This window comes from uncultured Campylobacter sp., assembly GCF_938045405.1.
GTDB lineage: Bacteria > Campylobacterota > Campylobacteria > Campylobacterales > Campylobacteraceae > Campylobacter_B.
Genome location: NZ_CALIMW010000035.1, coordinates 1 through 13,514, shown reverse-complemented (window position 1 = coordinate 13,514; position 13,514 = coordinate 1). Strand labels below are relative to the sequence as shown.

Here is a 13,514-nt window from a genome sequence, read left to right as displayed (position 1 = left end):
GCTAAGCGACGCGGAGGAGGCGCGACTAGCGGAGTATTTTAACAGCGGCAAATACGAGCCAAAGCGGGATTTTATGCACTGGGCGTTCGTGCGGGTGGATAAAACGGATAAGCTTTAGCTCGGTTGCCTTATTTTATGAATGAAGCAGGATAAATTTTGAAGCTAAATTTAACTAGAAGCAGAGCGTAAATTTAGCCTGCCAAAAATTTTATCGATAAAATTGCAAGAGCCGGTAAGTATTCGCTTTTAAAAATTTAATGCAAAATCGGGATCAATTGTCTGCTAAAAAAGAAGCAAGCCAAAAAGCTCGCTTCATTAAATTTAAAACGCTACGGAGTAAAAAAGCAAAATTTGAGCTAAAATAACCGAGAAAGGCGGTAAAAATGCAAAAAGACAAAATCCCCGCGGACATCAGCCAAATTCCACAAGAAATTTTAAAAAGCTACGATAGATTTCGCTTTTGTAGATATCTGTTTTTCGGGGCACTTTTGACCTTCCTGATTTATATCGTCGTGTTTCTTACGTTTGTAAATGATGCGCCCATAATGTCGTTTTTATGCATCTCGCGCTATCTGCGATAAATATACTCGTCTGCCTAAACAGGCTGAAGTATAAAAAATACGCCCTGCTTTTATTTAGCGATGCAGATAAGGCCTTTATGCTTATATGGATACATGTGGCTGCGATATTTTACGTTCTTTATGCTTTGGTCGGATTTTACTTACAGATAAAATATCACATAGACTGGGATACGCGTCATATTATACCCGCTATTTTTATCGCTATTTTGGTGGCGATAATAACATATAATGCAAATCCGGAATTTGACGCCGATGAGACCGTGTATCTACCGGCACTAAAATCGCAGACAAAAATCGGCGGAGCCATCGCTGATAAAATTTCCGGCGAGCAAAATTTTAACAAAACAAACGACAAGGCGCAAGGTGCCCAAGATGAAGCCGCTAAATTTGAGCAAAAATTTAATGACGCGAGCCTTGAAACAGAATCTATCCAAAGCAAAGAGGAGGCGCTAGAGTACGGCAAAGCTCTAGCACGAATTGCAAAAAATTTAAAGCAAAAATATCAACTTCACCGTTTGATCAGATTTGCTTTCGCGAGTTTTGCGACAACGGTTTTTTTGATTTTATTTTTACCAAATTCGTATGAATTACACTGGGCGTTTATAGTTAGCGCCGTTTGCACGATTATATTTCTCTTTTCAAAGCGCAGATACAGCAAACTTTTCGTAGAAAATCCCGAAAAAAGCAATACGATTTTCGCGATAGAAAATTTTGCGATTATGACGCTAGTTTTGTATCTCCCTCTCTCGGTATTGCTCTTTTCTCAAGGACGAAGTTACGATAATATGGCTCTGATTCTCGGGTATTTGTATTTGCCGATAGCTCCAATATTGTTTATAACGACCATTGTTTGCCTAGCACGCAACTTAAGCGTTTATAAAGAGATAAAAGAGTGAAATTAGTAAAATTTAAACGAATTTTTAAATAACTTTATCGCGCGAATATACTTTATCAGCTCCTTGTCGGAGTATCCCTTTGTTGTGGAATGACAGCTTAAATTTAGAATTTAAATCAATCCAAAGCAGCACTTTGCACCTTTAAATTTACAAGCCCGCCATCTTTAAATATAGCTATTATCTGCGTTCATTAAAACGCTTCAAATTAGCCGAATGTAGAAGCAAGAATAAAGAAGCGTGGAGATTTTAGGCATAGCAAATGCGTTTAAATTTGATCTTAAACGCTCAAGGCTACTGCGTTAGCTTGCATTTCAGCGCCTCTTGTAAAAGCGCATTGGCTACTACTCTCTCCTTTTTTACGAAGATAAAATTTTCGCCGTATTCGCTCTGCAGCTCGCTTTGTGGATCGGCACCCGTATGCATCACTATGATATTTGCTTTTAAATTAGAGCCGTTTAGCATCTTGGCGACGATGTCGAGCTTTTGCTGATTTGCGATCGTTAGGATGATGACCGACGCATCGCGCGCATGCAGCTCGTCTATCGCAGTTTTTTGCATTATATTTACAAAGTATATATTCTCTCCGCGCGATTTGCCCAGATCTACGAGCTCTAAATCGCTCTCAGCGACTACGTATAGCAGCCCCTGATCTTTAAGGCGTAGCACCACTTCCTGCCCTATCCTGCCGTAGCCTGCTACAATGATATGATTTTTCATCGGCGGGATTTGAGTTTTATGCTCCTCATCCTCGAGCTTTTCGACCTTGGACTCGAAGCGGTTGGCGATTTTGTTTAAATTCTTAAGGATAAACGGCGTTAAAATCATCGTCGCGGTTACGACTGTAATTAAAATTTGCCCGTTTTCCTTACTTAGCATATCGCGGCTCATCAACAGCGAAAAGATTGCAAGCGCAAACTCACCTATCTGACATAGCGATAGCGCCGCTTTTAGCGCTATCCTTTTGCCGGTCGAGAGAAATAAGATCGCGTAAATCACAACCGTTTTAAGCGCCATTATAACGATAATAGCGAGCAGGATTAGCCCATAGTGCGAGACGATGACTTCAAAATTTATCTGCATACCAATCGTGATGAAAAAAAGTCCGAGCAGTATGTCTCGAAACGGCGTGAGATCGGCCTCTATCTCGTGTTTGTACTCGGTCTCCGCAATAAGCATGCCCGCGATAAACGCACCTAGCGTATATGAAAAGCCGAAAACGTGCGCCAAAAAGCTAGCCCCCACGACGGTAAAAAGGATGGTCGCGATAAAAATTTCTTTAGAATTTGTCCTTACGACGTAGTAGAGGAAGCGGTTAAAAGCAAATTTGCCGAGCACGAAAAGGATCACTACCACTATGGCGGCGCTTACGGCGGTCTTTAAGATTAGATAGTTCACGGGGGTATTGTCGGTCGAGCCAAATATGTCAATCATAAGCAAGATAGGGATGACGGCGAGGTCTTGAAATAGCAGGATGCCAAGCACCTTGCGCCCGTAGTTTTGGTTGATTTCGCCTGTTTCGTTGAGTGTTTTTAGCACGATCGCCGTAGAGCTAAGCGCGAGCGCAAGCCCGATAATCATCACGGTTTTTATGTTTCCGCCGAAAGCTTGATCGATGATGAGCGCTAGAATAATACCGGTGCCAAGCACTTGGAGTATGCCGTTAAAAAATACGTCCTTTTTCATGCTCATCAGGTGATGGAAGCTAAACTCAAGCCCGATGGTAAACATCAAAAAGACGATGCCAAATTCCGCCAGCTCAGACATATGGGCGTTTTCGACACTGCTTAAGCTATAGATCTGCGAAAAGCATACGCCTGCAACGATATAGCCGATGATGGTGGGAATTTCAAAAATTTTAAAGACGATATTTAGCACTATCGCAAGCGCGGTGATCGCAAGAAATAGCTCTATAACAAGCTCCATTAACTCCCTTTTTTGTAAGATTATGCATAAAATTTAGCGCTAAATTTATTGTCAAATTTTACATTATCCGCGACCATTTATTGGAGGCATAATCGATGAAATTCTATCTTTTCATATAAATTTACGGGTAAATTTTATAATGTGATTTTACTAAAATCCCGCTTAAAAATAGAGAAATTATGTCGCACTTTATCACCAAATTTAGAGGTCCGCGGTAAAATTTTAATGTCTAACGCGGCTTGGAATTTTAAATTTTAAAGCTAAATTATATCAAGGCGACTTTTAAATTTAATTGCAAGAAAATTCGCCCGGGTTTGCTTAGCACGACTTTAAATTTGACGCGCCCACAAATCCTCTCTGAAAATCAAAATTTATCGCTTGAATCTACGCTTGCGAGGCGATCTTGCTTTTTGATAGCATTAAAATTTTAGCTTGTAGCACCAGGATCTGATTTTGCTGAGCTTTAAAATTTTTATTTCGCAAACTTTAATCTGTCTCTCCGCCAAGCTCTAAAATTCTAGCCCGTAGCTCCTCGATCTCGCGCTCATACTCAGCGATCCTTTCTTGCAAGTGAAAGATCACGTCCACGCCCGCAAGATTGACGCCAAGCTCCTTTGTAAGGTTTAAAATCATGCGTATGCGGTCCATATCATGCGCCGAGTACAGGCGCATCTTGCCCTCCGTGCGCCCCGGGCTTACGAGCCCCTCGCGCTCGTATTGCCGTAGCGTCTGCGGATGGATATCTAGGACCTTCGAAACTATCGATATGAGATAAACCGGCTCATCGTAATCATGCATTTTGATGCCTCCTTATAGCTTTTGCAGCGCGGCTTTGACGTCCTCATCCAGCGAATCGACGTCGGGAAGGACGACGTTTACCACCGCGTATAGATCGCCTAAAATTTTACTCTTGCGGTTTTGCACGCCGTAGCCTTTTAAGCGGTATTTCTGCCCGTTTTTGGTATTTTTTGCGATCTTTATTGTTGCGCTTTTACTTGGCGTCGAAATTTCTACTTTTCCACCAAACATCGCCGTTTTCAAAGGCACGTCAATCTTTTTGAAAAGATCGTCGCCTTCGCGGCTATACTCGGCACTTGGCGCGATTTTTATCTCTAAAATCAGATCTCCGCTTTGAGCGCCTGATTTTTGTCCCTTGCCCCTTATGCGCAGCTTCTCGCCCGCATTTATACCCGCGGGCACTTTAAATTTAACAGTCTCGCCGCCTATGCGCACGCTCATCTCGCCGCCTTGTATCGCGGTCTCAAAAGGAATTTCAATCGAGCTGTGCGTATCTAGGCTCTGCGCTCCGCCGAAACCGCCGCCGAAACTGCTGCCGCTAAAGCCACTAAAACCCTCGCCACCACCGAAAGAGCTGAAACTAAATCCGCCACGTGAGCCTGCGCTTTTTGCGCCGAAAGAGCCGCCGAAAATGCTGTTTAGGATGTCGTTTAGATCGCCCATGTTTGCCGAGCCCTGCGCGAAATCGTGGAAATTCTGTCCGCCGAACATCTCGTCGCCGTGGCGGTCATACTGCGCCCGCTTTTTCTCGTCGCTTAAAATTTCATACGCGGCGTTGATCTCTTTAAATTTATCCTCAGCTCCTGGTTCTTTATTGATATCCGGGTGATACTTGCGAGCTAGCCTGCGGTAAGCTTTTTTAATCTCCTCGGCGCTTGCTGATTTATCCACGCCTAAGGTTTCGTATAAACTGCTTGTGCTTGCCATTTTAATCCTTAAAATCTTAAAATTTATGTAGATTATATCATAAAACTTTAGTGAGTGTCAATCAAGTTTGCTAAATTCTATTTATAAATTTTAATTTTGCGTTAAGAATATATTAGCGGACAAAATTTATAATTCCGCCAAAATTTCATTATCACAAAGGAAGCAAAAATGAAAAAATCGATCATCATATCGATAGCTTTAGCAGGTGCGCTTTTTGGCGCCAGTATCGACATTAAAGAAGCTCCAAGCAATTATGAACGCGTAAATCCGAGCTTTGATAAAGATGTCGTGCTCTCATATCACAGCTCCGTTGCGGACGTGAAAAAATCCGTCGTAAATATCGCAACTAAAACCAAGATCAAAGCAGGCAATAGCCCGATGTCACAGATGTTTGACGATCCGTTTTTTAAGCAATTTTTCGACTTTGACATTCCGCAACAACAAGAGCGCGAGGGAAGCTCACTAGGCTCTGGTGTCATCATCTCCGAAGACGGCTATATTGTCACAAATAATCACGTAATAGAAAATGCCGACGAAATCGTAGTTACACTACTAGAAGGCGATAAAGAGTATAAAGCCAAGGTAATCGGCACCGACCCCAAAACCGACCTTGCAATCATTAAAATCGACGAAAAAAACCTCTCTGCGGTTAAATTTGCCGACTCGTCCAAGGCTATGGAGGGCGACATTGTATTTGCTATCGGAAATCCTTTCGGCGTGGGCGGCACCATCACTCAAGGCATAATCTCGGCGCTAAATAAAAACAATATCGGGTTAAATCAATATGAAAATTTCATCCAAACCGACGCTTCGATCAATCCGGGCAACTCAGGCGGCGCGCTAGTGGATAGTCGCGGCGCGCTTTTGGGGATAAATTCCGCCATTTTAAGTCGCGGCGGCGGAAATAACGGCGTAGGCTTTGCGATCCCTTCAAATATGGTAAAAGAGATCGCTGAAAAGCTCATCACAAACGGCAAGATCGAGCGTGGCTTTATAGGCGTTACGATTTCGGATATGTCTAAAGATCAAAAAGAGCTCTATGAAAGCAAAGAGGGCGCGCTAATCTCAAGCGTAGAAAAGGATATGCCAGCCGATAAAGCAGGTATCAAGCGCGGCGATTTGATTACCAAAATAAACGGCAAATCTATCAAAAACGCCAACGAGCTAAAAAATTTAATCGGCTCAATGGCTCCAGGAAGCTCAGTGGATGTAGAATTTGAACGCGACGGCAAAAGCAAGAGCACGACTATCAAGCTAGACGCGATGAAATCCGACTCCACCACCTTAGGCTCAGCCGGCGAGGACTCAAAAAGCGCAATAGAGGGGCTAAAGCTAAGGACGTTAAATGACAGCTTGCGCCGCAAATATAACCTCGACGACGATGTCTCGGGTGCCCTCGTCTTAAGCGTCAAAGATGGCTCAAAAGCCGATGATTACGGCTTTGAGGTGGGCGACGTGATCATCCAAGTCGGTCAAAACGATGTCAAAAGCTCAGACGACTTCGATCGATACATCAAAGATTACAAAGGTAAGAAAACCCTAGTCTGGGTTATCAGACGCGGAATTCCGCAAGGTCTTGTGATCCGCTAAGCTCGATTTGCGAGGCTTTAGCTGCGAGAAACGCGCAAGCGTTAAATTTTAATCGCGGCAAGCCCGAGACAAAGCATTAGCGGAACATGCGAATAAGCTAGCAGAAGTTTTTGAGATTTTGGACTTTCTGATAAGCGGAATTTCGAGCTTTCGAGCGTAAGAGATACATAAACTATAAAAATGGGCTTCCGGCAGGCATTAAAGCTACCGGAAGCTCTCTGTTATTTCAAGCACCTCTGAAAGCCCTCTGCTATTTCAAAACACCGCTAAAAGCCCAGATTTTTCGCTTGAAATTCTTAGAATTTTACTTTTTTGCTTTTGTTTTCACTTGGAATTTTTAAAATTTAACCCTCCACGCCGCTACTTTATCGTTTTTATCGCCTCGTCTGGGACTGCTTTAAAATTTTAATCTCTTTGCTAACAACATACCGCAGAAGTATGTGCTTCTAACCTAGAATTACTTCAAATTTTAATTCCTCTTGTATATTACTTCACTTTAAATTCTACAAATCCAAATTTTATAAAATCTATGTCCTACCCTATTTCTCGATATCAGAAACTGCTGCCTTTTTATTCTAGCGCTTTTATCGCAGCGTCGTTTCTTGGGAATTCCGCTGGCTAAATTTTAAGGTCGGAATTTTAAAATTCCATCATTTTGTAATCGTAATTTTTCGTTTAAGCTTCGATAACAAAAATAAGCTGAAATTTTACTTTATTATCGAAAACGTTACATCGCGATACCCATTTTTTCGTGTTAAGCTACTTTTTGTTAGGAATTGTATTAAATTTATTGTAAATAGGTATTTTTATAGTATAATGGATAGTTTTTATTTTTTACGAAGGATTACAACTATGAAAGATATTAGGATACCGATTATCTCAGGTCTGAGCATCGCTGCTACGCTAGCACTGATGCCGATGCAAGTTTTAGCCGACAATGCAAAAGCGACGGTAACCGGCGGCGGCAGTGATGGTAATTTGCATACTCCAGGCGGCGGGTATTACTCGGGTGGTTATGAAGGCGCTGGTAACGGAGGTGGCTCCAAAAATCATATAGTAACTATCACCGGAGATGCTTCAGGTATTGATATGTCGGGGTACAGTATATACGGTGGCGGTATGGGTCATCCTAACATTACACCTACGACATCGGCCGATAGAAATCAGATCACCGTTCAAAACCGCGCTACCGTTACCACCGTAATAGGCGGTGAAGGCATAGGCGCAACAGGCAATACCGTAAACATAATAAATGCAACCGTTAATAGAGTCGTTCTCGGCGGCAACGGCACTTGGGCAGGAAAGAGACCTCAATCGGGAGATGCCGTCGGCAACACCGTAAATATCGAAGGTAATAGCCATATAATCGGCGATAATAGTACCATGGGAAATTTCCAAGCTATAGTATCGGGAGGTCGTGCTAGATATGGTCACTCTGCAGAAAATAATACGGTAAATATAAAAAGCGCAGCACAAATAGATAAATACAGGATAGAGGGTGCTACCATACACGAAGGTGGTTCCGCGAAAGGTAATGGCGTAAATATTACGGGCGCTATCGTCTTAAGCAGCGGTCAAGAAATAGACGGCGCGGTATCGGTATCTCCAAATTTCGCTAGTACATTAGAGGAAAACTATGTCGTCATAAACAGCGCCGGTGCTAAGCTTCAAAATATAACAGGCGCCAATGCTACTAGAGAGGGTATTACCACCGGAAGCAACGCTACGGCTAGCAAAAACTACGTAAAGCTACAAAACGGAGAGGTTCAATCTACTACGGGCTCATATATGGCAGCCGTTTCTAACGACAATTACTCTGAAATCAGCGGCGGAAAGGTTATAGGTGACGTTCACGGAGGCTTCGGCGGAGGTTCTGGTACCAATCACGTCGCTACTAGCACGAATGATTACGTCAAAATAAGCGGCGGCGAGATAGGCGGTAGCGCTTACGGCTTCCGCAACGTAAATGGAGAGATAAAAAGTAGTTACGTTGAAATGAGCGGAGGCAAAGTAGCACAAGATGCTATCGGCGGAAACAGCGTTAACGGCAAAATTTCAAACACCAAAGTAACTCTAAACGGTGGCGAAGTGAGCCACGATGTCATCGGCGGAAACAGCGTTAATGGCGAGGTTACGGGCGCCAGAGTAGATATCAAAAAAGGCGCTACGATAGGTCACGATATCATCGGCGGTAGAAGTGAAGAAGGCAAGGTCGAAGGTAGTTGGGTAGTAGCGGATTTAACAAATAAGACCGTTAATCAAGTAATCGGCGGAACCAATAAAATCGGCATCGGCAGCGGAACAGCAAATAATAACCACGTGCAAGTAACCGGCGGAACGCTAAATGGTGCTGCTCTAGGCGGACGCGGCGAGCAAGGCGTCAGCGGCAATGAATTCTCTGCAACCGGAGTAACCTTTAACGACAACGTTTCTGGTGGAACTACGTCAAAAGGTAATGCTACGGGAAACGTTTTAACCTTGTCAAATTCTAAAGTAGAGGGTGGTAAACAAGTCAAAGGCGGCAATGCTATGTTGTTGGGCTCCGCATCGGGTAACCGTGTAAATTTATGGGATCATACCACCGTAACGGGAGATGTTTTCGGCGCGGAGGCTGTGGGGGCAAATAGCAATAATAATACGGTACATTTATCAGATAGCACCGTCACCGGCACGATTTACGGCTTATACGGCACCGGTAGCGGCAGCGGCAACACCTTGATAAATGCTTCAAACGCTAGCAATCCAAATCATGCGGGTAATATCGCTAGATTTAATGTTTTAAATTTCCAAAACATATCAAATGCATATTCCGATGCAAGCAAAGCCGCACTTCAAATCACGGACGGGGTTAAAACTAATATCAATAAGGCTAAATTTCAGCTTGGCGACCATGATTATGATGTAGATACTTACGCGATAGGCGACGGCGAGAAGCGCTATCTGATCCATAATGAAGCCAAATTTGAAAAATTTGATGAAAAGGTCAAGCACACCGATAATGTATTTACTATCAAAAATGCTACTACCTATTCGATGAATTTAAAGGGCTTGATGGAGGACGATGACGGAAAATCCATCGTAATCCAAGGCAAAAAGAAAACCAACCGCACTATCACCGACGGAACATTCGACCAAAGCGAATTTAATAAATACAAAGGACCTGCAGGTGAGGATCCTACTATCGATGTAGGCGAAGATCCAAATGCACCGGAGAATTTCGGTGGGCTAAATATCGATACGAATGCCATTCCTAAAGCCACGATAAATCTAGTAAGCGGTGATAATATCGGCACGATAAAAGCCAATGATGATGATACTATAAACGTAGGCAAAGACGGCAACAATCCACTAGTGCCGGGCAATATAACTGCAAAAAATATCGAGAAATCATCAGGCCCCGGCAAGCTAAAGATGAATTTCAATCTGCCCAACAACTATAATGGAGGTAATCCTGCGATCAAACTTACGGACTCGGGCACTACTGATCTAACTGGTACTGATGTCAATGTAAATAATGCCAAAGATGGCACCACATACACACTCGTTAAAAAGACTAACGGCGGCACTATAAATTTCAACGATAGAAGTGTCCAAAAAAACCAGACCTATACTATTACAGACAAAGATCACTATCAGTATGATGGCGAGACTTTTAGAAGAGAAAACGGCAATCAAGAGCTTGTTTATAAAAAAGGTACCATTACCAACGCTTGGGGCGATACCGATTTCGATAGCAGCGAGCTAACCAAAAATCAAGCTAGCAATAAAGCTGCGGGCGCTACTGAGCTATTCGGCAATAAAGGCAATACCGTAATCGTAAAAGAGGGCACAGGTAATCTAGGCAACAAAAACATAAGCTCAGGTAGAGCCGACGTCAAAGATACTGAAACGCCTAATACTATCCACAATAACTACACTACGATCAAAGGCGGAACGGGATTTGGCGATGTATATGCAGGCTATGGTGATAGCGGAACCCAAGATGTTCACGACAACCATCTAAACTTTGAAGAGACTTCAAAAGGCGCGGTAGTAAACGGAAATATCGGTGCGGGCTATAACGTTAATGGAAATGTTCACGATAATACGGTAACCACTGATGATACCACCATTAACGGCAATGTCTACGGCGCACAGACAGCTAACGGCAATGCAGTTAAAAACATTGTAAATCTACAAGGCAGTAGAGTAGGTGGCGATGTATACGGCTCAAAAGCTAGCGGTTCTGCAACAAACAGTACTGTGAATTTAAGCAACACGCAAGTTGCTGGCAACGTCTACGCAGCAGATGCGGCTAGTGGTAGCGGTAATACCGTAAATTTCTATAGTGGTAAAGTCGGTAAAACTATCTACGGTCTATCCAGTACAGGCGGCACAAATAACACCTTAAACGTATATAACGCCTCTACTCAAAAAACCGCAGGCGATATTAAGAATTTCAATAACCTTAACTTCGACGGAATTTCAAGCGCTAACGGCAGCGCTGCAACTGCGGCTTTAAATTTAAATGCGGGCTCAACTACCAATATTAATAACGCTAAATTTCAACTCGACGGCACTGATTATAATGTAGATACTTACGCGATAGGCGACGGCGAGAAGCGCTATCTGATCCACAATGAAAAGGGATTTACGGGCTTTGACGAAACGCAAACGACCAAGCGCACTGATAACGTATTTACGATTAAAAACGCCACTACTTACTCGATGAATTTAAAGGGCTTGATGAAAGATGATGACGGAAAATCCATCGTAATCCAAGGTAAAAAGAAAACCGACCGCACTATCGATGGAGCATTCGATAACGGCGAGGTTGGTAAATACTCCGGTCCTGCAGGCGATCCTACTATCGACGTAGGTGAAGATCCAAATGCACCGCAGAATTTCGGCGGGCTAGATATCGATACGAATAACGTTCCTAACGCTAAGATAAATTTAGTAAGTGGCAATAATATAGGCACGATAAAAGCTGATGGCAACGACGAGATAAACGTAGGTAAAACTGATGGCTCTTTAGTACCGGGCACTATAGAAGCTAAAAATATCGTAGGCGTTGGCAAGTTAAATTTCAATATGCCTAATGGTTACAACGGCGATCCGGCTCTTAAACTAACTGGCAATACCCCTACAAATCTAATCGGTACCGACGTTAAGATAAATAATGCTCAAAAAGATAAGGATTATACCCTAATTAAAGGCAACGCTGCTATAAATTTCCAAGATAAAACCACTCAAAAAGAGCAAGTCTATAACATTATAGACAACGCTCACTATCAATATGACGGCGAGACCTTTAGAAAGCAAAATAACAATAAAGAGCTTATCTATAGAGAAGGCACCATTACCGATGCTTGGAACGACAACGACTTTGATAGCAACGAGCTAACTAAGAATAAAGCAGATAATGCAGCTCAAGGCGGAACGCCTCTATTTGATAATAAAGGCAATACCGTAAATATCGTATCTACTGCAGGCGATCTAAGCACTAAATCCGTTTACGGCGGTGCGACACTAAGCGGCAGCACGGATGACGTATTTAATAACACCGTAAACATTAATGGTGCTGATACTAAAGAGATTTTTGCCGGTGCTTCTAAAGGTAGCGGTAGGGTTTACGACAACGTAGTAAATTTCAATGCAGGAAGCGTAGTAAATGCTATTAGCGGCTCAGACGATGCGTCTAACGCAAGAGGCAATAATAATGGCAACACCCTAAACGTAAATAACGCTCACACTCAAAAAACCGCAGGCGATATTAAGAATTTCAATGCTCTTAACTTTGACGGAATTTCGGATGCTAACGGCAATGCTGCAACCGCTGCTTTAAATTTAACTACTAATGCCAATACAGACATTAATAACGCTAAATTTAAGTTAAACGGCGAAGAGTATGGCGTAGATAAAGATACCTACGGCTCACTTAATATCGAAGAGGGTAAGGAGTATCACCTTATCCGAAATGGGGGAAATACCTTTACGAATTTTACCGAGAAGGCTAAGCAAACAACAAGGGAGTTTACGCTTAGAAATTCTACCACCTACGATATAATGCTAAAAGGCTTGATTAAGAGCAGCGACGATCAATCTATCTTGATTCAAGGAAGCAAGCTTACCTCTAGAAATATCACAGGCGGCGAGTTTGGAAACGATGAGATCAATAGATATAATCCTATCCCAAATCCTGTAATAAACGTAGTTAACGAAGATCCAAATAATCCTACGAATTTCAACGGCTTAAATATTAACGGCGGAAATAACTCTACCGTAAATTTAACCGGCGGCAATAATATTGGAGATATCACCGGCGGAGCGGGAAGCACTCTAAACGTAGGTAAAAACCCTACCAATCCAGCAGCTCCTAATTCGATCACCGCTAGAAATATCGGAGGGTTTGACGATATCAATATCTTTATGCCTCCTACCATTAAAGATGGCGATTCTATGATTACGCTAACAGATCCTACGGCCAATACCGATCTAAGCAATATGAGAGGTAAGATCACCGCTTACATTAGCGGCAATACCGACGTAGGAGATACCAGCACTATCCACCTAATCGATAAGCAAGGAAGCGGACGATTACTACTTCCTGATCCTTCGCATCTACAAACAAGAGTCCAACAAGGAGCTACCATAGAGTATGAGACCTACGGTATGGTAGATGCAAACGGAAGAGCATTGGATCTTAGATTTAGCGGTAAAAGAAGGGTAAAAGACGATACCAAATCCTTCGCCGAAACCAGAGCTGCAAGCTTAGCTAGCCTAAAGAGCGGAAGCGAGTTAATCACCAACTACCTAG

The 13,514-nt window shown here is 42.8% G+C and carries 7 protein-coding genes; 4 read left to right on the top strand and 3 right to left on the bottom strand.

Features of this window, described 5'->3' with window-relative positions; all coding sequences use genetic code 11:
- Positions 1-383: 383 nt before the first annotated feature.
- Both Q0140_RS01280 and Q0140_RS01275 read left to right on the top strand, forming a co-directional pair.
- Positions 384-581, top strand: a complete 198-nt coding sequence (locus tag Q0140_RS01280) for a hypothetical protein (RefSeq protein ID WP_297960825.1) — start codon at positions 384-386, stop codon at positions 579-581.
- Positions 557-1,477: a hypothetical protein gene (locus Q0140_RS01275; protein ID WP_297960822.1), complete on the top strand. Its 921-nt coding sequence runs from the start codon at positions 557-559 to the stop codon at positions 1,475-1,477. The genes Q0140_RS01280 and Q0140_RS01275 overlap by 25 nt, the downstream gene beginning before the upstream one ends.
- A gap of 291 nt (positions 1,478-1,768) precedes the next feature.
- Here the strand turns inward: Q0140_RS01275 and Q0140_RS01270 are convergent, their stop codons facing one another.
- The 3 genes from Q0140_RS01270 to Q0140_RS01260 form a co-directional block, all read right to left on the bottom strand.
- Positions 1,769-3,400, bottom strand: a complete 1,632-nt coding sequence (locus Q0140_RS01270) for a cation:proton antiporter (RefSeq protein WP_295152028.1) — start codon at positions 3,398-3,400, stop codon at positions 1,769-1,771.
- 486 nt (positions 3,401-3,886) lie between these two features.
- Positions 3,887-4,198, bottom strand: coding sequence for a helix-turn-helix transcriptional regulator (locus Q0140_RS01265; RefSeq protein ID WP_297960819.1), 312 nt, complete (start codon positions 4,196-4,198; stop codon positions 3,887-3,889).
- Between the two features lie 12 nt (positions 4,199-4,210).
- Positions 4,211-5,125 carry a DnaJ C-terminal domain-containing protein gene (locus Q0140_RS01260; RefSeq protein ID WP_297960816.1) on the bottom strand — a complete coding sequence of 305 codons (915 nt, stop codon included), beginning with the start codon at positions 5,123-5,125 and terminating at the stop codon, positions 4,211-4,213.
- A gap of 168 nt (positions 5,126-5,293) precedes the next feature.
- Here Q0140_RS01260 and Q0140_RS01255 point away from each other — a divergent pair, with 168 nt between their 5' ends.
- Together Q0140_RS01255 and Q0140_RS01250 are read left to right on the top strand one after the other, a co-directional pair.
- The gene (locus tag Q0140_RS01255; protein ID WP_297960813.1) at positions 5,294-6,715 is read left to right on the top strand and encodes a Do family serine endopeptidase; all 1,422 of its coding nucleotides are present in this window, start codon (positions 5,294-5,296) and stop codon (positions 6,713-6,715) included.
- A gap of 852 nt (positions 6,716-7,567) precedes the next feature.
- The coding region (locus tag Q0140_RS01250; RefSeq protein WP_297960810.1) for a hypothetical protein at positions 7,568-13,514 on the top strand (5,947 nt) is incomplete at its 3' end.

Excerpts from the sequence above, each read along its gene's own strand:
- Q0140_RS01255 (WP_297960813.1), top strand. The coding sequence starts at position 5,294 with ATGAAAAAATCGATCATCATATCGATAGCTTTAGCAGGTGCGCTTTTT.
- Q0140_RS01270 (WP_295152028.1), bottom strand. The coding sequence starts at position 3,400 with ATGGAGCTTGTTATAGAGCTATTTCTTGCGATCACCGCGCTTGCGATA.
- Q0140_RS01280 (WP_297960825.1), top strand. The coding sequence starts at position 384 with ATGCAAAAAGACAAAATCCCCGCGGACATCAGCCAAATTCCACAAGAA.
- Q0140_RS01260 (WP_297960816.1), bottom strand. The coding sequence starts at position 5,125 with ATGGCAAGCACAAGCAGTTTATACGAAACCTTAGGCGTGGATAAATCA.
- Q0140_RS01275 (WP_297960822.1), top strand. The coding sequence starts at position 557 with ATGCATCTCGCGCTATCTGCGATAAATATACTCGTCTGCCTAAACAGG.
- Q0140_RS01265 (WP_297960819.1), bottom strand. The coding sequence starts at position 4,198 with ATGCATGATTACGATGAGCCGGTTTATCTCATATCGATAGTTTCGAAG.